Below are 20,500 nucleotides of genomic sequence, written 5' to 3'. Positions count from 1 at the left end.
AAGGAGGTAGATTATGTCACAGGTAGGACAGACAGGCGCGTCACAGAATACGCCAGTGGACTATAGTTCCCAGACATCAGGGTCAGGTGGCACAGCGCCGCTGGATGAAGTCGGACGGGGAGATCTTGACGGCGAAAACCTTCGATATTCCCGTGAAAGCAAAAGTACCGAAGTTTTGAAAGGTCAACAGAAGAGAGCACCAGAGCTTGATAAACCCGGTGATGTCAAGCCCACCCATCTTGAAACAGCCAGTTCTGACGTCAACGATATCAGCAAGCAAACTCAGTCATCTCTTGAAAATACTCAGAAGCTGGCGGAAGGGTTGCGCACTGGTAACCTCAGCCCGGAACAGCAACAGCAACTGAAAAAAAACGCTGATCTTTTGAAAGGCAGCGCCGGTCTTATAAGTAACCTTCATGGCCATAATCTCGGAACTGCTGAGGGTAAGAGAAGTGTTCTTGCCGGAATGGGCTTCAGTCAGAGCCAGCTCGATGCCCTGATGTCACTGGCTGATCCGGATGATGCAGGCAACTCTCTGGCGTCCCTGCATGGCGGTGAATCAGCCTTACAGGGTAAAAAAGATGCTCTGAAGGCCATGGGTTTCAGTGAAAGTCAGGTGGATGCCTTGCTGTCACTGGCTGATCCGGATGATGAAGGCAATTCACTGATGTCAACTCATCAGGCCGGGTCCGGGAAAAATAAATCGGCCCTTGCCTCTCAGGGATTCAGCAATGCTCAGGCAGAACGTTTGACGGCTCTGTTGAACGGCCAGACATTTGGTACTGAACAACAGAAAGAACTACTGAAACAGATGGGGTTTAGTGATGCAGAAGCCGATGTGTTGCTGGCCACGGCCGATCCTCAATCGTTGAAAACTCAAGGTAAGCTTGCCCGATCAATAGATTCTAATCAGCTTGCTCATTTGCAAGAGATGGCAAAGGTCGCCAACGTACTATCAACAGGCAGCCCGATCGGTGACAGAGTGCTGCAACAGCTGGTGGACATTTTTACTGTGTTTGAACTCCTTCACGAGATGGGGGTTCAGGGTCGAAGAACCGCCAGAGAAACCAGGGCCGCTGAGTATGATGCAGCCAAGCAGGAAGTTTTGCACCAGGCCGAAGAAATGAGATCAGCGGCCCTCTACACTCTGATAGCAGGCACGATCAGCGGTACCATGAAAATAGGTGCAGGTATGATTGCAATTAATGGTGCACGGGGTGGTGGTTCCGCCGCTGAGAAGCAGATCAGGATGCAGTTGGCTACCCAGCAGGCTCAGATAGCGACGGGTGGGGGTGACATTGTTTCTGCGGGCGTTAACTATCACGCTTCAAAACACCAGGCATTACAGAAAGAGCATGAAGCCTACCAGAAAACCCACGAAAACTCGGCTCAGAGTGCATCTGAGTGGATGCAGTTGCAACAGGACATGGTGAAGACTGTTCAAAGTAAGATGGACGAAATTATACGAACCTGGTTCGAAACACTGAAAACCACTACACGAGGCTAAACAGAGACGTTCAATCTCTGAGGATTGCCGTCTACTGCATGCAGGAGGCATGACATGACTATTCCACTCGACAGGGCCGGTGGTGCATCAGCGCCATCGTTTCTGGAGAGTAACCAGAACGTTGCAGGCAACCAGGGAGCCAAAGGCAAGGTTGCCGGACAAACGGTTCAGGTTCGGTCTGATGCCACTTCTGCGCTGCTTGACAGTGCAGAAGAGCTTTCCATGGTCGCTGACCGCTTCAAGCAAACCAAACTCAAAGACAGAAAACTTTCCAGTGGTTCAGAACTCTCCGACAAGCTGCTTGAGCGCATCAAGAAAATACAGGCTATTCAGGAAACCCAGGCATTCAAGGATCTGGTTAACAATTTCAGTAATCAAACCAATCTCAACCCCAATCAGGTTCTGAAGCAGGCCCAGGAATTTTCGGACGACGTGCTTGAGCAATTTGCGGCACTGGATTTTGCCGCAGAATATTTTGAAGAGCAGGGAGACCAGGAAAAAGCCAATCAAATTCGTACGGCTCAGCAAAGCATCAGGGAAAAGAACCCGACACTGATCCAGGCTGGCCTCAATATCTCTGAGTCAGCAGCCGAGATGATCGAAGAGATGGGCTTTGATGTTGATGTTCGTACGGTCCGTGAAAGCTATGCCAACCTCATTGATTCAGCGAAGATGGATCATGTGCGTGATGACGGTTCACTCAAGACAACTTATCGCTATCTGGTAGAAACCTACGGAGCAGAGAATCTGGAAGGAGCTATTCAGGGACAACTTGATCTCCTTGCGACGGATTTGAACTGCACCACTCACTCCACTTCACCGGTCAGATTGAAAGTCATTATTGATGATATGAAAGGGCTGAAGATTCAGTCGGGTGTTCATGATGCCTGTTGCGAAGCTGAAGAGAGGCTGGAAAGAACATTCCCTGAAGAAAAAGTCGTTCGATTGGTGCTGATGGAAGAGATGCTCGATCTTGTCGATCAACAGTGGGTGACAGAGTCTGATTTTGAAAAATTGCCGTTAAAAATGAATCTGGAAAAACTGGAAGCTCATATTTTTGCGTTGACTTCCATCGTCGATATCGTGAGATCCATTCCCGAAGAAGTGTTTACCAATGATGAGACCAAACTGAATATGCTGTCTGCGGCAACAGACAGTCTGGATAGCAAAATTGAAGAGGAAGAGTCAGAGGCCATTGAAGAGGCTGATCTGGATGCCAAGCTGGATGATAGTTTTCTGGGTGAAGTAACCGCCTCTCTGGATTTGCCATCAAGTAAGAAAGTTGAAACGCCTTTTTTTGCTGCTGGGAAGGAACAAAAATCTCAGTAGCCACCATTGAAGACTCTACAGCTGAAAAAGGGCAGGGCGTGCCTGTGAAAGCTGTTTAGCACGAGGGAAGCAAGCTATGGATTGGCGCGATGAGGTGGTTTCGGATATCGGCCGGGGAATGGGTGTTGAGGGACTCAGTTTCGGCGTATCCGGAGTGATCAGCATGGAATTTGAATCAGAAAGGACCCTGTATCTGGAGACACAGGAAGAGGGTGTTCTGGTCTACATGGTTCAGGGATTGTCCCGATTCGATGCCTCCAAAAGTCTGGTTTACGCGCTAAAAAAGTGTCATTACACCCAGTCACTTGTGCTGCCATTGCAGGCAGGACTGAAAGGAGAAGAGGAACTGGTCTGGTTGATTTATCTCAATAATGAACAGTTCTCCCGTCCAACCGTCGAAAGTGCTATCGAAACAATAATAAGACAATCTGAGCAGCTTGCTGCTTAATGCTCCGTAGGGTGGCAGGCTTGACCTGCTGAAAACTGTGACCAACTCAAGAGGTCTGTTATATGGCCGAAAATATTATCAACTCAAAAGGCCTGACAGAGAAAGCACTTGAATCTGCCGAAACCTTTGCCGTTCCGGAGAAAGTGGATGCAGGTGCGGCAGATAAATTTGGCAACTTGCTGTCAGGTGATGCCGATGGACAGCAGGCAATACAAGCTGCATCAGCTGTTGGTCAGCCAGAAGGGGGAGCCCTGACTCTGGGAGATAAGATTCTCAGAGGTATGCAGGGGTTAAGAGAGCATGTTGAAGCAGGTAAAGAGAATGTCGTCTCCAACCTGCAGCCTGGTGAAACCATGACCATGCAGGACATGTTTAAAACCCAGATGGCCATGACCAACCTGATGGTCACCGAGGACTACATAGGGAAGATTGTCAGTAAGAGTACCCAGACGTTTGATACTCTGCTGCGCAATCAGTAATTCCTGACGGAGTCCTGAAGCAGGTGCACAGCTGTCTGGTTATTTTGGATCCAGAAATACAGCCGGAGTCACCCGTTCATGATCAAGGGAACTGTGCACCGTACTCTGAAATACCTGGGAGTCATCTGTCTCAGCTTTCTGCTGGCCGGGTGTAAGGTTGAGCTCTACTCTGGTCTTTCTGAAAAGGAAGGCAATGATATGCTGGCTATCCTGCTGGATGGGGGCATACCTGCAGAGAAGCTCATTAATAAAGAAAAGATGGTGACCCTGATGGTGCCATCTGACGAAGTTTCACGTTCGATCAAGTTGTTGCGTGGTTATGGATATCCCAAGGAGAAGTACTCTTCCATTGGTGATATTTTTCCGAAAGATGGTCTGATCTCCTCACCCACTGAAGAGAGAGCTCGTTATACCTATTCCATGTCACAGGAGCTTTCATCAACATTATCCATGATTGATGGTGTCATCACCGCTCGTGTTCATGTGGTGTTGCCTCAGGAGCAGGATTCTCTGAGTGACGTCAATTACCCTTCATCGGCCTCTGTGTTTATCAAGTACACACCAGAGCTGGAGCTGGCGGGTTTCATTCCAAAGGTCAAAACACTGGTGTCTAACAGTATTGAAGGACTGTCCCTGGATAAAATCACGGTTTCTCTGTTTCCTGCTACCCGTATTAATCAGGGGAGCAGTGCTGCACCCAAAATGGAATCGGTATTTTTCGTTAAGGTCAATCCTTCTTCTGCAGGGGCTTTGAGAGGGGTTATCTATGGGCTCCTGTTTCTTTTGATCATGACCCTTGCTGGTTGTGGAGCACTGTATTGGATGATGTTTATGAAGAAAGGCAAGAAGAAAGTCAGGAAGACTGAATGAACACAGAGCAACCAAACCTTCAGATGGACCCTGAATTAGAACTGTTTCAGTCCATTGCTGAATTTAACCTGTACCTGGTGCGCTTTATCCATCACAGCTGGTTGCAAACCATCAAGTTATCACCATTGGTCAAACAGCTCAGAAAGGCCGGTAATGCAGATTTTCATCTGTCTCATTTTTTATTAAAAGAGTTTGATCTTAGCAACGACTTTGATTACGACTTTGATGAAAAGCACAAAAGAGTAGCGCTGGCTGACGAAGAAGCCATTACAAAACTGGCTTTTTATTTGGGTATTATTCTCAACGAAAGTGTTATTCGAAATACCCTTCGTAAGCGGGAAAGGCTGTTGCTAAAGAAAACGTTGGGTGAGGATGGGTTTCGTTTCGCGGTTAAAAAGGCGCAGTTTTTCAGTCGCATCGGAACTGATCTGGGGCCAAGTTTTTTGATTGACTGGGATCATCTCGATAGTTTTAAACGATATCTTACGCAATCCGGTTTTCAGGTGCTTGGAAGGGCTTTCTCAGAGAGTTCTCCTGCCTTTATCAAAAGGCTGGAATTAAAACTGCCTGTTTCATTTCGCGATACTATCTGGAGTTCAGACCGGAGTTCAGAGAAATCGGACCTGGATATCAATCAGTGCAAGACACTGGTCGTTAAAGTTCATAAAGAGGTGAATAGAGAATGGCGTCACCTGTTCGTCTGACTTCCGGACAGTTGACGATTGACCCGTCAGCCAAAGTCCTGAAATCACAAGATTATGCAGACTATCTTGAGTCTGAAGAAATCGTCAGCAAAGCTCGGGAGCATGCCAGAGAAATACTGGAGCAGTCTCGTCAGGCCTATGAGAAAGAAAAGCAGAGAGGTTTTGAAGAAGGTTTAGCAGAAGGTAAGGTGGATCAGGCTGAGCAGATGCTTAAGGTTGTCAGTCGAACCATAAACTATCTCTCAGAGGTGGAGAAAGCCCTGGCTGATATTCTGATGTCGGGGATTAAAAAAATAATTGGTGAATATGATCAGGAAGAACTTGCCGTAAGTCTGGTAAAAAATGCCCTACAGCATGTCAGAAATGAGAAGCAAGTCACCATACGTATCCCTCCCAGTCAATTCAAGATGGTTAAAGCAAGACTCAATGAAATACTGGGGGAATACAAAGGTGTAGGCTTTATAGATCTTGTTTCGGATGAGCGTCTGTCTACCGGTGACTGTATCATGGAGAGTGACATCGGGGTTGTTGATGCCAGTGTGGATCTGCAAATCAAGGCGCTACAAAAACGCTTTGAAAGAATTAACTCTGAAGCTGTAACCAGTATTACCAACGATCACTCCATGTTCGATGAGCCAAAATGATTGTGATTCATATATAACGCGATAACCTTCCCTGATCGTTTTTTCTCAGTCCCTGAGTCATATTCAGATACTGGCTTACCCGTATTTTTGGTGTGAATAATAATGGTTCGGACATTGTACTCCCCCTGTGAGAGTCAGTATGTGTTAAATACTCATAACTATGAGATTTGAACTGATTGTTTAAGATGTTCTTAGTGAGTATATTCAACTTATTAACTTGTTAATGGGTTTGGTTGGCCACTGTCATTGCATCAGCCATAAAGAGCATTGAATAGAGCTATACTGGCTTTCAATGTGAGCATTGAAAATCCAACCATCCATCAGGCAGTAGCCAGAGATTACCCAAAAGGTTTCCTTTCTGACGATTTCACTCACCCCTGTCCGGTTTTGATGAAGGCTGCTGCCTGACTGAAAGGCCGGACCTTCAGAAGAGGTTGGCATAAAATGCAGGTCATTAAGACCGATGTTGCAATTGTAGGTGCTGGCGCTACTGGCCTTCGTGCAGCTATAGCGGTTGCAGAAAAAGACCCAAACCTGAATATCGCACTGCTTTCAAAAGTCTACCCGATGCGCAGTCACACTGTGGCAGCAGAAGGGGGGTCGGCTGGCGTTATTCAGGATCATGACTCTTTCGAGAATCACTTCAAGGATACCGTTTCGGGTGGTGACTGGCTCTGTGATCAGGATGCTGTCGATTACTTTGTTCAGAATGCTACTGAAGAAATGATTCGGCTGGAACACTGGGGATGTCCATGGAGCCGGAAACCGGATGGTAATGTTAATGTACGTCCATTTGGCGGTATGAAGATTGAGAGAACCTGGTTTGCTGCTGACAAATCCGGCTTCCACATGTTGCACACGCTTTACCAGACATCTGTCAAATATCCTGCTATTGAACGTTTTGACGAGTACTTTGCTACTGACCTGATTGTTGAAGAGGGCCGTATTCAGGGTGTGGTGGCTATTGAAGTTAAAACCGGTGAGCCGAAGGTTTTTCTGGCTAAAGCCGTGATTATGGCAACCGGTGGTTCTGGTCGTGTATTCCGCTTCAACACTAATGGTGCCATTGTGACCGGTGATGGTCATGGCATGGCTATGAGAGCGGGTGCGCCCCTGAGAGATATGGAGTTTGTTCAATATCACCCAACCGGTCTGCCCGGTTCAGGAATTCTGATGACGGAAGGATGTCGTGGTGAAGGCGGTATTCTCCTCAATAAGCATGGCTATCGCTATTTGCAGGATTACGGCCTGGGTCCGGAGACACCGGTGGGTCAGCCAAAGAACAAGTACATGGAACTGGGCCCACGTGACAAGCTCTCTCAGGCTTTCTGGAATGAGCAGCGCAAGGGCAATACCATTGAAACCCCTCTGGGTGATGCCGTACTGCTGGATCTTCGTCACCTGGGTGAAAAAACACTGATGGAGCGCCTGCCGCTGATCTGCTCACTGGCTAAAAACTATGTAGGTGTTGATCCTGTTCATCAGCCTGTCCCGGTTCGTCCTGCGGTTCATTACACCATGGGGGGGATCCGAACTGATATCAGCTGTGCCGCCGATATTCCCGGCCTCTTCGCTGCGGGTGAATGCGCCAGCGTGGGTATGCATGGTGCCAACCGTCTGGGCTCAAATTCGCTGGCAGAAACGGTGGTATTCGGTGCCCTGGCGGGTGATAAAGCAGCCGGGTTTGCTCAACAGGCTGTAATGTCCGATGAGAAAAAACTAATGGATCAGGCGAAAATGCACCTGGTCAGCATCGAAAACCTGCGCAACGCAAAGGGTACTGAAAAAGCTTCTCACATTCGTCATGAGATGGCGAAAACTATGGAGCGTTGTTTTGGTATCTATCGAATCGGCGAAGAGATGCAGGAAGGGGTCGACAAGATTGCAGAGCTTCGTGAGCGCTTTCGTAACGTTCGGGTTGAAGACCGCAGCAAGGCTTTCAACACTGAGCTCTTGCAGGCTTTTGAGTTGCAAAGCTCTCTCGCTGTCGCTGAAACCATGGCTGTAGGCGCCCTGAATCGCAAGGAGTCTCGTGGTGCTCACCAGCGGATTGATGGCTTCGAACACCGTGACGACGAGAAGTTCCTGAAACACACTCTGGCCTACTATAACGGTGACTCAGCTCCCCGTTTGGACTACCAGAACGTCAATATTACTCGTTATCAGCCAGAAGAGCGTGTTTACGGTGCAGCGGCTGAGAAGGGCGCTGTGGCTGAAAAGAGTGCTGCGGCGTCTGATACAAAGTGACGGGAGAGCTGAAAATGAGTCACAAGACAATCAACATCAAGATTCTGAGGTACAACCCGGAAAGCGATGAGAAGCCCGGTTATGGCAAGTTTGAGGTGCCTTTCCTCGAAGAGTGGTCCATGTTGGATGCCCTTGAATACATCAAGGACGAACTGGACTCTTCCCTGGCCTATCGCTGGTCTTGCCGTATGGCTGTCTGCGGTAGCTGCGGCATGGTCATTAATGGAACACCAAAACTGGGTTGTGAGACCTTCCTGAGGGATTACAAGGGAACTATCAGGGTAGAACCTCTGGCTAACTTCCCGATTGAGCGGGATCTGGTGGTGGATGCAGAAGACTTTATCAAAAAACTGGAGTCCGTTAAGCCCTACATCATCAACGCAATGGAAAAACCGGTTGTAGAAGGTGTGAACAGACAGACACCCAAAGAGTTGAGCCTTTACAAGCAGTTCTCCAGCTGCATTAACTGCATGCTTTGCTATTCAGCCTGCCCGCAAATGGGAATTAATCCGCTGTTTACGGGCCCAGCCGTTATTGCACTGGGACACCGTTATAATCTGGATACGCGGGATGATGGTTATGATGAGCGTACCGAAGTCATTCAGGGCAAGAATGGTGTTTGGTCCTGTACCTTCGTGGGCTATTGCTCAGAGGTCTGCCCGAAGAATGTCGATCCGGCTGCTGCTATCAACCAGAACAAGTTGCAGGGTGCCCAGGACTGGGCTTTGTCTTTCCTGATGCCGCGTAAAGGAGGCAAGTGATGAGTCGTCGTCCTTATGTGCGCCCCATGAAGCGCACCTGGTATAAGGATCATCCTTTTTACCGCACCTATATGGTCAGGGAAGCAACCTCTCTGTTTGATGCGCTATACAGTATCAACCTGTTCTTCGGTATTCTTCAGCTAACCCGGGGAAAAGATGCCTGGGAGGCCTGGCTGTCTTTTCAGGCTAATCCTCTGATGATTTTGTTCACTGTTGTGACACTGGGGATGACTCTGTTTCATGCAGTCACCTATTTTGATATGACACCACGGGTATTACCTCAGCAGATTCGCAAGATGGTGGCTGATAATCTGGTCAATAAACTGATGTATGCAGGTCTGGCAGCAGTTTCTGTCATTATTTTTGCAGCTCTAGTGCGGTTTTGAGGGAGAGAGTCATGAGTCAGAAAAGACATATTGAGCCGTTGCTCTGGAGCCTGTTTGGCGCTGGTGGCACGACAATCGCCTTCTTCTTCCCGGCTGTGATCCTGGTGATCCTGGCGGTATCTCTGGGCGTGATTCCTGCAGAAGCGCTTTCTTATGAAAGAATGTCAGGTTTCTTCCTGAATAACCTGATTGGACAGTTGGTTCTTCTGGTCGCCCTGGTGCCTTCCTACTGGGCCTGTATCCACCGGATTTACCACGGACTGCATGATTTGGGTTTTCATCCGGGGGCAGGGCTGAAAGCACTGCTTTATGGAGCCACTCTGGTTTTGAGTGTGGTGACTGTGATGCTGGTACTGGTCTGAATTAAAGAGATTTCAGATCAAGAAAAGCCGTCAGACAGTGTTTGACGGCTTTTCTTCTTTCTAAGCCCGGTTATAAAGCGGACATTTCGATGCGAATCTGACGAAGTTGCTGCTCCAGGGCCTTCTGCTGATCAGGCGTCAGCTCCCCTTCCTGTAACTTCACCCCCAGTTTGTTGATCATCTGACTTAAAGAAGAGAGGCATTCTTTTTCCGTACGCTCAACCATTTCCGGGAGAAGATCCTGCCCAAGCCTGCTGTTATCGAGGTAGTCATGGGCCCTGACTTTGGCAATGATTCTGACCGGGTTCTCTGAAGTGCCCAGCTGAGTCATATACTCACTGATTTGTTCAAATTGCTCTGTCAATGAAACGTCTGAAACCACCAGTTTACTGACGATATCTTCAGCAGTGAGCTGGCCAGCGAAGCCGGCTAACAGTTTCATGGCTCCATCTGACTGATTTTTTGGTAAGGTTGAGATCAGTTTATTCAGTTGATTCAGGTCCTTGATGAAGCGATCCATGGACATCTGAGCACCGACTAAATCACCCTCTTTAAAAAACTCCAACATCATGCCCAGTTCTGCAGGCGCCAATTTGCCTTCCGAGGGCGTTGTTTTGATACCTCTGGAGAGAATCGACTTGTTTCCTGGTCCTGACTCTGGCTTCTCTGATGAGAGATATTTCTTCGCTTGGGCGGGATCAGCAGACGCATTGCCTTCATCGACAAGGGGTTTTTTGGGGTCAAATTGTGTCTGGGGGAGCGGTTGTCCTGAGCCATCAATTTTCGACATAGTACCATTCCGTGGTTTTTAGCAAGAAAGGACGCCTGAAAGCGAAAGCATTCTTGCTGATATCGCTGCCTGATTTGCAGGCAGAGCAGTATTGTGAGTATCTTCTGAAAGAATAGCTCTTTTTAGCGTGGAAATGCAGTATTCATTCAAGAATGAACTCCCGACTTTCCTCAATGGCAGATGAAAAGGCAGACTCTTCCATGATTGACACGTTACCCAAAGCAGAGCTTCATCTGCATATTGAAGGTACTCTGGAACCCGAACTGATGTTTTCTCTGGCTGAAAGAAATAAAATCAGCCTTCCCTACCAAAGTATCGACGACGTCCGGGATGCCTACCAGTTTTCCAATCTGCAATCCTTTCTGGATATTTACTATGCCGGCGCCCGGGTTCTTCAGACCGGGCAGGATTTCTATGATTTGACCTGGGCGTATCTTGAGCGCTGTCAAAAGGACAATGTGATCCATACCGAGATTTTCTTTGACCCACAGACCCACACCGATAGAGGTATTGCATTTGGCACTGTGTTTGAAGGCATTGATGCCGCACTTCAGGATGGCAGGAAACAGCTGGGTATCAGCAGTCACATCATTATGTGTTTTCTCCGACACTTGGGTGCCGGGGCAGCGCTGAACACGTTTGAAATGTCGAAACCCTGGCATCAGAGAATGATTGCTGTCGGTCTCGACTCTACTGAGTTGGGGAACCCTCCGGAGATGTTTGCCGAGGTCTTTGACAAAGCCAGACAGGCTGGGTTGAAGGCCGTTGCTCATGCAGGAGAAGAAGGTCCGGCAGAGTACATTTGGGGGGCTTTGAAGGCACTGAAAGTATTGCGGGTTGATCATGGTGTTCGATGCCTGGATGACGAAAGTCTGGTTCAATATCTGGTTGAGAACAAAATTCCTTTGACAGTGTGTCCCCTTTCGAACGTCAAGTTGTGTGTATTTGACAGACTGTCAGACCATAATCTTAAGCAGATGCTGGACAAAGGACTCTGTGTCACTATCAATTCTGATGATCCCTCCTATTTTGGTGGTTATATCAACGACAATTTCCGTGCTATGCAGCAAGCGTTAGGGTTGGACGATCAGTCTGTTTATCAATTGATTCGAAACAGCTTCAATGCCAGTTTTCTTGAGCGTTCAGAAAGGTCTGAGTATCTGGCTCGTCTGGACAGTCTTTATGAGGAGTTAAGTGATGACTAAAACGGTGGTGGTGACCGGAGCAAACCGGGGTCTGGGTCTTGAGTATTGCAGGCAGTTTTTGGAAAAAGGCGACAAGGTCTATGCCTGTTGTCGGGCACCGGAGTCAGCGGAAGATCTGCTGAGGTTGAAGCAGCAACACCGTGAAAAGCTGGAGACGGTGCCTCTGGATGTCACCCATCCTGCACAGAGAACGAATCTGAAGAACACGTTGCAGGGAGAGCAGATCGATATACTGGTCAATAATGCGGGCATCTACGGTCAGCGACTAAAATTCGGCGAAGTTGAGTCTGAAGAATGGCTCAAGGTCATGAAAGTCAACACTATTGCACCTCTTTTGCTGGTGCAGGAGCTGGTTGAATTCATGCCTCAGGGTTCAAAGATTGTATTGATGACCAGCAAAATGGGCAGTATCGCTGATAACACAAGCGGTGGAAGCTACATTTACCGCTCCACAAAAGCGGCATTAAATGCTGTTGGCAAGAGTATGGCGCACGATCTGTCGGATAAGGGAATCAGTGTTGCTATCTGTCACCCGGGTTGGGTTTTGACTGATATGGGTGGACCCAATGCTCTGATTGATACCCGAATCTCCATAAAAGGACTGATTGCAGTGATTGAGCGGCTTGGGCTGGAGAACAGTGGTCAGTTTTTTAACTATGATGGTGCCCTGATCCCCTGGTAATCATAAGGTTAGACACTGCTTTTACAGGCAGTGTCTATGAGTTTAATAAGTCCGTGTACTCCAGTTTCCTTTGTTCAGAACAGGCCCCATATCCCAGCCGTTGGGTGCGCCCTTCTGGTCCTCCAGTGTGACTACAATCTTCGCTTTGGAAAGCTTTTCTGCCCACCCCCTGGGTATCGTCATCTCTTTAGTGCCTGATTCAGGCAGCATTCCCAGAGAAATGGGCTCAACACCATCCATCATCAACCATAGTTCACAGGCTTTCCCTTCAGGGACGGAATCAGGCTGAACGGTCTCCATGACCAGCTTTTTACTGCCCAGAGATGCGTTGAGAATCCACCCGGGGCTTTTTTCCTGATTATTGACGACATAAACGTACTCCATACCTGTCGGGTTGACCGATTGGAAGTTCGCCAGAGCCATCAAAAGAGCCAGGGCAACAGAGGCAAAAGCGGTACCTTGCCAGAACTTCAGGCTGCTCCAGAATGATTCTTTGTTGCTGGTGGCTTTCTGAATATTTTTCCAGATATATTTTGGCGGCTTCACAGGAAGTAAAGCCTCGTTCAGAACATCCAGATGCTCTCGCCATTCATCAACTTCACGCTGAGCATCGTGGCTCACGGCCATCAATACTTCAAATTGAGCTTTTTCATCGGGCGTCAGCAAACCGAGCACATAGTCTGCTGCAGCCTGATTTCTTTCATCAGGATTGCTCAGGTCTAAGCGGTCATGCATTCCTTCAACCTCATCAGTCCACGTCGAATCCATGTTTTCACGGTGCCAATAGGAACCTCCAGCTGGTTAGAAAGATTCTGATGAGTCATTCCATCAAAATAACTGAGTTCCAGACAGCGTCTCTGGTTATCATTCAGAGTTTTCAGACAGCGGTGAACCTCTTGACTGTTCTGCCTGTCCGTCACCATTTGTTCCTGGCTGGAACTCTGGTCGACCTGCAAGTCAAGGGTTTCCGTTTCCATCTGGGGCTCTCGTTTCAGCTTTCGCAAATGGTCCAGTGCCTGATTTCTGGCAATGGTGTTCATCCAGGTCATAGGAGCAGCCTTGCTGCTGTTATAGCTGGATGATGCCTGCCAGATTTTGATATAAACCTGCTGAAGGCAGTCTTCAGCAAGCTCCCTGTCTTTCAATATACGCAGGATCACGGCAAAGAGTTTCGCCGAAGTCTGCTGGTAAAGATTTTTTAAGGCTTTTTGTTCCCCCCGGGCACACCTGGCCAAGTCTTTAGCAAGGCTCTGTGGAGAGGGTGTTGATAGTGGGGTGGAGGTCAGACTCATTCCGCACGTTCTGTTTATGGGTTAAGAGGCGTTACTCTACCGGATAAATCGCTCCCATCAAACCTCCATAAAAGACTCGTATCCTGTCTGACTGTCTTAAAACAGACAAAGAGTGCATGCAACAGTGGTTCTGTAGCCTTGATCCGGGTCATCGGAATGCTTCCGGTAACATTGGCTGCTGAGATTATCCGGCAGGATCTTTCCGGTTTGAGTACAGCTCCCGTCAGACAACTGTAGTCGTGGTCTTTACAGCTTTCTGATAGCTTCAGAAACACCGCTGTAACACTCTTTGATAGCAGAAAGTAATGATTCGAACTTCTCATTTTCAGCGCGTTTGCCGACTTCTTCGAGCTCATTGGTCAGCTGTATCAGCTGGCTGGCTCCCACAATCATAGAAGAGCCTTTGATTCGGTGTGCCAGACTGGCGATCTCTTGATGCATCTTTTTTTCAACCGCTTGATCCAGAGACCTGAGATCTTCTTCTGTGGTGTTCAGGAATTCATCCAGAAGCGTCTGCATGAGAGGAGCATCTTCCTCGGTGAGCTGTCGCAGATTCCCAAGGTCGATCAATGGATACCTCCTTTTTATCTTGATCAGTTCTGGAGAGCATTCAGAATATGTGTCGTCGATAGATGCTAAAACTTCAGGAATTTGTTCATCACGGCATGCAGAGCCTTATCGAAGAACTGAGTGTCTTCAATAATACGGATGCGCTCATTTTCTATGCCGGACTTGAGTGCATAGCCGGACATTTCGGCAACTTTCATCCCAGAGCTGTTAACAAAGGTATAGCGATGGGTGACTGCATTGATAGAGGAGAGCTTGCAACGGAAATGCTGATCCTTCTTGCCTATGAATTCAACCCATTGGCCTACAATTAGTTGCACTCCGGTATGTTCATCAAGAGTATTCTTTTCGCTGACTTCGTCATCTTCTGAAACATTATCATCGACTTCAGGGGTAAGAGCACCTAATTCAAGGTCAGAATCATCTAACCTCTTACTCTGGAGTACGATCTCTTCGGTATCCGGTTCTGGATGCACTTCTTCTGCTGTTGAATCTTCGGGGGATACAGTAATGACTTCTTCTCTGGGGAATTCACTGGGTATTGATATTAGTGCGTCCAAATCATTCATCCATTCAACTACGATAAAGGGGTCATGACTGGTTTTGTTGAGGTAGTCGAGTAACATAGTTTTCAACAGAAGCCAGTCCTGAGTTGAGACTGAGTCACGGTGATCAGTTTGTAGATTCCATAACAAAATATCCAGTGTATTGATGGCATCGAACCATGAAACGTCTGTTGATTCTGAGTGACTAAGGACACTCTCCAGAATATCAGACCAAACGTCATTAACCAGCTTTTCCATGGACTCTGGTACTGTATATTGGTGTGTAGAAATAAGATTGGAGATGATGAGCTGGAACTCGCTGGTTACCTCGCCTGTTTCAGCTTCAGGAGCAATAGCCTCGGTAACGACAACCTCTTCATGTACGACAGATTTAGTCTGATTGGGCTCTGTCGTGGTTTGATTCTGTTCTATAGACCCCCTGATTTTAAGTAATTTTTCGTTAAAGGTTTTATGACAACTGGAAAATATATCAGGGTTTTCTGTGAAGTTTTTGATAATGTACTTGATGGTGCCTTCAATCAACTCGATGACTGGCTTCTCGGTTTCTGGCTCCAGTGTCGTACGCATGCCAGCCGAAGTCATGTCATTGAGCAATTCTCTTGCCGCATGGTGGCGATCGGTTAAAAAATTTTCTTCCAGCAAAGTCAGTTTTAAAACGGGAATCTGAAGTAAGCCAATCAGTTTTTTAACTTCATCCGGTAACTCATGATCGTCCAGAATAAACTCGAACAGCATGCCGACCACGTTGATAAGGTCACGGTGCCTTGGTGATAGTTTTTGTTTTACGCCTTTGTCTTTCAAAGCGCTTTTTATAGACTCTGCCAGGCTGAAGATAGAGGCATTTTGACTTGAGAGCTCTTCTTGTATAGATGTCAGGGTGCTGGCTAGCTCGACGCTGGCAAACAGACTGGCATCGCAACTCACCGTAGCATCAGGAGCCTTTGACGGAGCATTCAGGAGTCCTTCTACTCTGGAAAGCAGCCTGTTTGCCAGCTCATTTATGAATGCTTCATTCCAGATGTGGGATGAGTCTTCCGTTTTTTGACTCGTATCAGGTGCAGGCGCTTCTTGCTTATTTCGGGGAACAGTATCTCTGCTGTTCCCCGCTGATAATACTTGAATGTGTTTCGATTTTGAAAAGGGTTCATCTTCAGGTATTTCTGCAATTTTTGTAGCCGGTTTACTGATTTCAAGGCCGATAGAGTCAAGGTAATCGTCTACTTCATGCCAGAGCTCCATCACTGCAGGCTTTATCTTGACAGCAAATTGTAAAAGCAGCTCCTGGGTCAGTTCCGGTTCCAGCTGAGCGGGAAATAGTGCCTGCGCAAAACTCTCACAGATCTTCTGAGCACCGAGTGGATTATTCTCCGGCTCATAATGGATTAATCCGGACAGCCTGTTTTGAATATTGTTGAAGTATTGAAGATGGTCATTCATGCTGAGCTGTCTGGCGGCAGACTGCCACGCCAGTTTTTTCTCAAGATCGCCATTGTCAATTAATGACAACTCACCCTGGGATATGGAGGTGTTTGTATTGTCCTCTTCTTCAAAATCATGAAAATGTTTTAATACTTCCATCCGGAAGTATTCTATGATTTCACTTTCTGATCTTATCAGGTTCTGCCTGGCTTCCATGAACTGCATAATTTGAACATTGTTTTCGCCAGCCTCAGAAAGCTCTACCAGATGTTGAATCAGGTCAGTAAGAATAGGATCGACAGGGGGGAATATCCTCTTTTGGAAAGCATTAATGAGAACGGTGTTTATTTCACCGACCTGAGAGAGTTTTGCCGAACTCGGTAGCGTTACAACATTGCTCAACGTTCCTGTCATAAATCTTACTACTCCTTGTATGACAATCAGATCTGAGTTTGGCTCTGGTCCTTTTATTGAGTGGCCTGTCTAACTGGCCTGAAACAGACTCAGGTTATGCCTCAAGCCAATGCATGTAGTTATTTGTCCTATTGAAATCTATCAAAAAAAAGTAAAAGAGCTAGAGGGTTAGCCCTCTTTTAACTCTTTAGATATTTCCCGAGCTTTCTCCATAGCCTTGTTAAAGCCATTTTTGAAAAGGTTCTCCCTGATCTGCCTTTGAAGCTCTTCCGGGCTGATCATGCCGTCTTCGACTTCACTAGCCTCACCTTCTTTCATCTCTGCCTGCTTCTTGAGATTAGCAAAGCGCTCAGCCTCAGCCGCATCAATTGGCTGTACCGGCTTGGTCGGTTCAACTTGACCACGGTTGGAAGGCTGGATGGGTTCAGCGTCATGGTTTGTGATCATGGTTCTCTCCCTGGGTTGAATATTCTGATGAGCGGTTATGTCTATCCTTGCTTATATCGCCCACAAACATTCTTCATTGTAGCTAAGTGGGCTGAAAGTTTACCTGAGAGCGAAATGGAGGTTGTTCTATGGATCAAGGATTTTTATTTCCAATCTGTGTAAGAACAGGGGGGGCATACCTTAAAGCCCGCCATAGCTTCGCCGACAACTGGATTAGTTATGTTTGGAGAATGTTATGAGTGGCCAACATTTCACATTGACCATCAGTCAGAGCACATCAGACGCAGGCGATTTTGCTATCCACATGAAAGAAGAAGGCAAATCGGAGCAGCTTTTAGTACACCTTCGGTTTATGGACTTGCCCATGCTGGATGAAAAGTACCTTGATGATATCGTTGGCGTTCTGGCTCGAAAACTTGCCAAACGCGTCATTGAATGGCGTGTAGCTCCCGACCTTAACCCTGACACTATGCCCGATGCGCAGGATGAAGCAAGAGCTGTTGTTGATGCTATGTTGGATAAAATGAAAAAAAGGCAGTAACAGACCTTATGCCTCTCTTCAGTCACACAGTATTTTGCCGATTGAATACCTGATAAATTGATCATGTCAGGCTATGGATATGCGCTTTGATCTGGGTAACGGATATTGTGTTAGAAGCTTTCTTTATGGTGATGCACCATCACTTTCACGTCATGGCAACAACTGGAATGTGGCCAAGAATCTCAGGGACAGTTTTCCTCACCCCTATACGATAGAGCACGCCAGGGCATGGATTCAGCATGTGAAGGAAAATGAAGCTGATTCCCGTTTTGTGATTGATCATCAGGGGGAGGCCATCGGTGAGATCGGCTTTGTAACCCAACTGGATGTTCATCGCTTTACGGCTGAAATCGGCTACTGGTTATCTGAGTCTCACTGGGGTAAAGGGGTAATGACTCAAGCTCTCAGCCGGGTTACCCAGTATGCTATGGACGAAATGGGTCTGGTTCGCATTTATGCCGATGTTGTTGATTACAATAAGGGGTCTGGGAAAGTACTCGAAAAGTGCGGCTTCCAACTCGAAGGTGTCCTCCGAAAACATATTTTCAAAGGTGAAGATTACTTTGATCAATACGTTTACGGTCTGGTTCGCTCTGATCTTCAATAATCCTCCAGCTAACGTCCTTTAAAAGAAGATCTGTCTTCATTCCCTGACTTTCTTTTCTAAGCAGACAGCCTTTCTACTAAAGAGAATAGGCTGTCTGAGTTATCAGCATTGATCAAAGTGATATACGACCCAAAGGTTGTACTGTGATCTCTTCAGTAAGCTCCTGGTGGGACAATACGGCCAGATCATAAACTTCCAGTTCCAGAAGTTTCCTGACGTATCTGCGAATATCCATGGATGTGATCAGGACAGGCTTATGTTCAAGGTGTCCAATTTTACCCACTGTGTTTTTTACATTCTCGACAAAGCGAGCAGACTGGGACGGATCAAGGGCCAGGTAACTGCCTGCCGACGTCTGTCGGATGCCACCACGAATGGTATCTTCTACATCTTGATCAAGAAGATATACGGGCAGCATGTTTTTACCATTCGAATACTTGTAACTGATGTATCGTTTCAATGATGAGCGGACGTATTCAGTTAGCTGAACCACTTCTTTTTCTTTATGGCCCCAGACGACCAGTGCCTGGAGTATGGACCTCAGGTTTCTGATCGAGATGTCTTCTGAGACCAGTCGCTGGAATATTTCAGTGATTTTATTGACTGGTAGAAGACGCTGGACTTCCTTTATCAGCTCGCCAAATGAAGATTCCATTTTTTCCAGCAAATATCGGGTTTCCTGAATGCCAATGAACTCTTCTGCGTATTTTTTCAATACATGTGCCAGATGAAATGTCAGGATTTTAGGGGCATCCATGTAATTAACATTATTTTTTTCCAACTTCTCTTTCTGGCTTTCTTCTGCCCACAGCGTATCAAGGCTGGGTAGGAAATCTTCTTCCTGCTCATAAGGTATTTTCAGCATTTCCAGATGGTCGATGGTTTCGCGCACGAAGACATAACCCGGTCTGAAATGGCCGTTCGCCACAGGAACTTCCTGAAGCATGATGGAATAGGTGTTGTCCATCATCGAGTCATTAAAGCGAAGATGGATACCAGGGAAGGGAACCCCGAGATCCATGTATAGAGCTTTTCGAACTTTCAGAAGCTCATCGTTAAGCATCTGGGTGTTCAATGTTTCCTGAATGGAAGTCGGTACATCAATAATCAGTGGCAGGGTTTGTGTAAACTCTTCCTGTTGATCCAGTCTGGACTTGGCATCTCCGGCTGTTTCAGTCGCAGCGGCCATGGCTGGAATTCCGCCTTCGGCTTCCTGAGCCATCTCGCGGGAGGCCTTCCTCAACAGGTAATAGCCACCACCACCAATTATCAGAGCCAGCATTAGAAATATGAATGTGGGAAAACCGGGAATCAGGGCAAAGCCAAGAAGCAGAACGCCCCCAACCAGAAGCGCTTTGGGTTTATCGAGCAGCTGTCCACCAATTTCATTACCCAGATCTTTGGAGTCTTCGTTGGAGACCCTGGTGACGATAATACCGGAGGTGATGGAGATCAGCAGAGCTGGTATCTGTGAAATCAGACCATCGCCCACAGTCAGTATGGCATAAAGCTGCAATGCCTCACCTGCCGTCATATCGTTCATCATGGTACCAATGGCAACACCAGCTGTGATGTTCACAAAGATAATGATCAGACCCGCGATGGCATCACCTTTAACGAACTTCATGGCGCCATCCATGGAGCCGTACATCTGACTTTCTTTCTGCACCAGTTCCCGACGTTTTTGTGCTTCTTCCATCTCGATGGAGCCGGCACGAAGGTCGGCGTCGATACTCATCTGTTTACCGGGCATACCGTCCAGTGAGAAGCGGGCACTGACTTCTGCAACCCTCTCTGAGCCCTTGGTGATGACAAGGAACTGCACAATCGTGATGATCAGGAAGATTACGATACCGACAATCAAGTTGCCGCCGACCACAAAATTACCGAAGGTATAGACGATTTCACCAGCATCAGCCTGGAGAAGTATCAGTCGGGTAGTGGTGATGGACAGTGCCAGCCTGAACAGGGTCGTTACCAGAAGCACTGCTGGAAACGAAGAGAATTCCAGCGGAGATAACAGATAGATAGACGTCATCATCAGGATGAAAGAGAGCCCCATGTTAAGGGCAATAAGAAAGTCCACCAGAACGGTGGGCATGGGCAAAATGATGAGACTGACGATGGCTACCAGCATGACTGCCAGCATCAGGTCATTTCTTTGGCCCAGTTTATTAAGCCCTGCGACGACAGGATTCATGCTTTATGACCAGTCTGTTTGCAGGAGAGAGCA

At 47.3% G+C, this 20,500-nt stretch carries 22 protein-coding genes; 15 read left to right on the top strand and 7 right to left on the bottom strand.

All coding sequences use genetic code 11. From position 1 onward, the window contains the following. The first annotated feature begins 13 nt into the window (after positions 1–13). The 11 genes from ACOJUN_RS01305 (at position 14) to frdD (ending at position 9,737) form a co-directional block, all read left to right on the top strand. Positions 14–1,507 carry a hypothetical protein gene (locus ACOJUN_RS01305; protein WP_422134880.1) on the top strand — a complete coding sequence of 498 codons (1,494 nt, stop codon included), beginning with the start codon at positions 14–16 and terminating at the stop codon, positions 1,505–1,507. 54 nt (positions 1,508–1,561) lie between these two features. After that, positions 1,562–2,836 (top strand): TyeA family type III secretion system gatekeeper subunit, encoded by a 1,275-nt coding sequence (locus ACOJUN_RS01300; RefSeq protein ID WP_422134879.1) that lies wholly within the window; start codon positions 1,562–1,564, stop codon positions 2,834–2,836. Positions 2,837–2,912: 76 nt separating this feature from the next. Next, on the top strand, positions 2,913–3,284 hold the full coding sequence (locus ACOJUN_RS01295) for a hypothetical protein (RefSeq protein WP_422134878.1): 372 nt from the start codon (positions 2,913–2,915) through the stop codon (positions 3,282–3,284). Between the two features lie 62 nt (positions 3,285–3,346). Then, positions 3,347–3,763: an EscI/YscI/HrpB family type III secretion system inner rod protein gene (locus ACOJUN_RS01290; protein ID WP_422134877.1), complete on the top strand. Its 417-nt coding sequence runs from the start codon at positions 3,347–3,349 to the stop codon at positions 3,761–3,763. Positions 3,764–3,841: 78 nt separating this feature from the next. Next, complete coding sequence (gene sctJ / locus ACOJUN_RS01285) at positions 3,842–4,633, top strand: type III secretion system inner membrane ring lipoprotein SctJ (protein ID WP_422134876.1); 792 nt, start codon at positions 3,842–3,844, stop codon at positions 4,631–4,633. Next, positions 4,630–5,337, top strand: coding sequence for a SctK family type III secretion system sorting platform protein (locus tag ACOJUN_RS01280; RefSeq protein ID WP_422134875.1), 708 nt, complete (start codon positions 4,630–4,632; stop codon positions 5,335–5,337). The genes sctJ and ACOJUN_RS01280 overlap by 4 nt, the downstream gene beginning before the upstream one ends. After that, complete coding sequence (locus tag ACOJUN_RS01275; RefSeq protein ID WP_422134874.1) at positions 5,316–5,981, top strand: HrpE/YscL family type III secretion apparatus protein; 666 nt, start codon at positions 5,316–5,318, stop codon at positions 5,979–5,981. Before ACOJUN_RS01280 ends, ACOJUN_RS01275 begins: the two co-directional genes overlap by 22 nt. Positions 5,982–6,425: 444 nt before the next feature. Further along, a complete protein-coding gene (gene frdA / locus ACOJUN_RS01270) occupies positions 6,426–8,228 on the top strand; it encodes a fumarate reductase (quinol) flavoprotein subunit (RefSeq protein WP_422134873.1) in 1,803 nt (600 codons plus the stop codon). 14 nt (positions 8,229–8,242) lie between these two features. Then, the gene (locus tag ACOJUN_RS01265) at positions 8,243–8,989 is read left to right on the top strand and encodes a succinate dehydrogenase/fumarate reductase iron-sulfur subunit (RefSeq protein WP_422134872.1); all 747 of its coding nucleotides are present in this window, start codon (positions 8,243–8,245) and stop codon (positions 8,987–8,989) included. Beyond that, the gene (locus ACOJUN_RS01260; protein ID WP_422134871.1) at positions 8,989–9,375 is read left to right on the top strand and encodes a hypothetical protein; all 387 of its coding nucleotides are present in this window, start codon (positions 8,989–8,991) and stop codon (positions 9,373–9,375) included. The genes ACOJUN_RS01265 and ACOJUN_RS01260 overlap by 1 nt, the downstream gene beginning before the upstream one ends. Before the next feature lie 11 nt (positions 9,376–9,386). Next, on the top strand, positions 9,387–9,737 hold the full coding sequence (gene frdD, locus ACOJUN_RS01255; protein WP_317145485.1) for a fumarate reductase subunit FrdD: 351 nt from the start codon (positions 9,387–9,389) through the stop codon (positions 9,735–9,737). Positions 9,738–9,807: 70 nt separating this feature from the next. Here frdD and ACOJUN_RS01250 read toward each other — a convergent pair whose 3' ends face one another. Beyond that, a complete protein-coding gene (locus ACOJUN_RS01250) occupies positions 9,808–10,527 on the bottom strand; it encodes a hypothetical protein (protein WP_422134870.1) in 720 nt (239 codons plus the stop codon). A 200-nt stretch (positions 10,528–10,727) separates the two neighbouring features. Between ACOJUN_RS01250 and ACOJUN_RS01245 the strand changes: the two genes are divergently transcribed. Then, positions 10,728–11,732, top strand: a complete 1,005-nt coding sequence (locus tag ACOJUN_RS01245) for an adenosine deaminase (protein ID WP_422134869.1) — start codon at positions 10,728–10,730, stop codon at positions 11,730–11,732. Continuing rightward, positions 11,725–12,414: an SDR family oxidoreductase gene (locus ACOJUN_RS01240; protein ID WP_422134868.1), complete on the top strand. Its 690-nt coding sequence runs from the start codon at positions 11,725–11,727 to the stop codon at positions 12,412–12,414. Before ACOJUN_RS01245 ends, ACOJUN_RS01240 begins: the two co-directional genes overlap by 8 nt. 42 nt (positions 12,415–12,456) lie before the next feature. Here the strand turns inward: ACOJUN_RS01240 and ACOJUN_RS01235 are convergent, their stop codons facing one another. The 5 genes from ACOJUN_RS01235 to ACOJUN_RS01215 all read right to left on the bottom strand — a co-directional run bounded on the left by ACOJUN_RS01235 (position 12,457) and on the right by ACOJUN_RS01215 (position 17,119). Then, entirely contained in the window at positions 12,457–13,149 is a 693-nt protein-coding gene (locus ACOJUN_RS01235) for an anti-sigma factor (RefSeq protein WP_422134867.1), read from the bottom strand. Continuing rightward, the gene (locus tag ACOJUN_RS01230; protein ID WP_422134866.1) at positions 13,134–13,706 is read right to left on the bottom strand and encodes a sigma-70 family RNA polymerase sigma factor; all 573 of its coding nucleotides are present in this window, start codon (positions 13,704–13,706) and stop codon (positions 13,134–13,136) included. The genes ACOJUN_RS01235 and ACOJUN_RS01230 overlap by 16 nt, the downstream gene beginning before the upstream one ends. Positions 13,707–13,952: 246 nt before the next feature. Beyond that, positions 13,953–14,276, bottom strand: coding sequence for an Hpt domain-containing protein (locus tag ACOJUN_RS01225; protein WP_422134865.1), 324 nt, complete (start codon positions 14,274–14,276; stop codon positions 13,953–13,955). A 65-nt stretch (positions 14,277–14,341) separates the two neighbouring features. Further along, a complete protein-coding gene (locus tag ACOJUN_RS01220; protein ID WP_422134864.1) occupies positions 14,342–16,672 on the bottom strand; it encodes a DUF1631 family protein in 2,331 nt (776 codons plus the stop codon). A 168-nt stretch (positions 16,673–16,840) separates the two neighbouring features. After that, positions 16,841–17,119 (bottom strand): hypothetical protein, encoded by a 279-nt coding sequence (locus ACOJUN_RS01215; RefSeq protein ID WP_422134863.1) that lies wholly within the window; start codon positions 17,117–17,119, stop codon positions 16,841–16,843. Positions 17,120–17,354: 235 nt separating this feature from the next. Here ACOJUN_RS01215 and ACOJUN_RS01210 point away from each other — a divergent pair, with 235 nt between their 5' ends. Then, positions 17,355–17,660, top strand: coding sequence for a hypothetical protein (locus ACOJUN_RS01210; RefSeq protein WP_317145494.1), 306 nt, complete (start codon positions 17,355–17,357; stop codon positions 17,658–17,660). Positions 17,661–17,733: 73 nt separating this feature from the next. Beyond that, positions 17,734–18,267 carry a GNAT family N-acetyltransferase gene (locus ACOJUN_RS01205; RefSeq protein WP_422134862.1) on the top strand — a complete coding sequence of 178 codons (534 nt, stop codon included), beginning with the start codon at positions 17,734–17,736 and terminating at the stop codon, positions 18,265–18,267. 112 nt (positions 18,268–18,379) lie between these two features. Here ACOJUN_RS01205 and sctV read toward each other — a convergent pair whose 3' ends face one another. Beyond that, positions 18,380–20,467 carry a type III secretion system export apparatus subunit SctV gene (sctV, locus tag ACOJUN_RS01200; protein WP_422134861.1) on the bottom strand — a complete coding sequence of 696 codons (2,088 nt, stop codon included), beginning with the start codon at positions 20,465–20,467 and terminating at the stop codon, positions 18,380–18,382. Positions 20,468–20,500 lie beyond the last annotated feature (33 nt).

This window comes from Endozoicomonas sp. ALD040, from assembly GCF_049275945.1.
GTDB lineage: Bacteria > Pseudomonadota > Gammaproteobacteria > Pseudomonadales > Endozoicomonadaceae > Endozoicomonas_A.
Note: the sequence above shows the minus strand (reverse complement) of the source record. Positions and strands in the feature narration are given on the sequence as shown.

Coding starts and splice junctions, on each gene's coding strand:
- ACOJUN_RS01305 (WP_422134880.1), top strand. CDS start 14: ATGTCACAGGTAGGACAGACAGGCGCGTCACAGAATACGCCAGTGGAC.
- ACOJUN_RS01300 (WP_422134879.1), top strand. CDS start 1,562: ATGACTATTCCACTCGACAGGGCCGGTGGTGCATCAGCGCCATCGTTT.
- ACOJUN_RS01295 (WP_422134878.1), top strand. CDS start 2,913: ATGGATTGGCGCGATGAGGTGGTTTCGGATATCGGCCGGGGAATGGGT.
- ACOJUN_RS01290 (WP_422134877.1), top strand. CDS start 3,347: ATGGCCGAAAATATTATCAACTCAAAAGGCCTGACAGAGAAAGCACTT.
- sctJ (WP_422134876.1), top strand. CDS start 3,842: ATGATCAAGGGAACTGTGCACCGTACTCTGAAATACCTGGGAGTCATC.
- ACOJUN_RS01280 (WP_422134875.1), top strand. CDS start 4,630: ATGAACACAGAGCAACCAAACCTTCAGATGGACCCTGAATTAGAACTG.
- ACOJUN_RS01275 (WP_422134874.1), top strand. CDS start 5,316: ATGGCGTCACCTGTTCGTCTGACTTCCGGACAGTTGACGATTGACCCG.
- frdA (WP_422134873.1), top strand. CDS start 6,426: ATGCAGGTCATTAAGACCGATGTTGCAATTGTAGGTGCTGGCGCTACT.
- ACOJUN_RS01265 (WP_422134872.1), top strand. CDS start 8,243: ATGAGTCACAAGACAATCAACATCAAGATTCTGAGGTACAACCCGGAA.
- ACOJUN_RS01260 (WP_422134871.1), top strand. CDS start 8,989: ATGAGTCGTCGTCCTTATGTGCGCCCCATGAAGCGCACCTGGTATAAG.
- frdD (WP_317145485.1), top strand. CDS start 9,387: ATGAGTCAGAAAAGACATATTGAGCCGTTGCTCTGGAGCCTGTTTGGC.
- ACOJUN_RS01250 (WP_422134870.1), bottom strand. CDS start 10,527: ATGTCGAAAATTGATGGCTCAGGACAACCGCTCCCCCAGACACAATTT.
- ACOJUN_RS01245 (WP_422134869.1), top strand. CDS start 10,728: ATGATTGACACGTTACCCAAAGCAGAGCTTCATCTGCATATTGAAGGT.
- ACOJUN_RS01240 (WP_422134868.1), top strand. CDS start 11,725: ATGACTAAAACGGTGGTGGTGACCGGAGCAAACCGGGGTCTGGGTCTT.
- ACOJUN_RS01235 (WP_422134867.1), bottom strand. CDS start 13,149: ATGCATGACCGCTTAGACCTGAGCAATCCTGATGAAAGAAATCAGGCT.
- ACOJUN_RS01230 (WP_422134866.1), bottom strand. CDS start 13,706: ATGAGTCTGACCTCCACCCCACTATCAACACCCTCTCCACAGAGCCTT.
- ACOJUN_RS01220 (WP_422134864.1), bottom strand. CDS start 16,672: ATGACAGGAACGTTGAGCAATGTTGTAACGCTACCGAGTTCGGCAAAA.
- ACOJUN_RS01215 (WP_422134863.1), bottom strand. CDS start 17,119: ATGATCACAAACCATGACGCTGAACCCATCCAGCCTTCCAACCGTGGT.
- ACOJUN_RS01210 (WP_317145494.1), top strand. CDS start 17,355: ATGAGTGGCCAACATTTCACATTGACCATCAGTCAGAGCACATCAGAC.
- ACOJUN_RS01205 (WP_422134862.1), top strand. CDS start 17,734: ATGGATATGCGCTTTGATCTGGGTAACGGATATTGTGTTAGAAGCTTT.
- sctV (WP_422134861.1), bottom strand. CDS start 20,467: ATGAATCCTGTCGTCGCAGGGCTTAATAAACTGGGCCAAAGAAATGAC.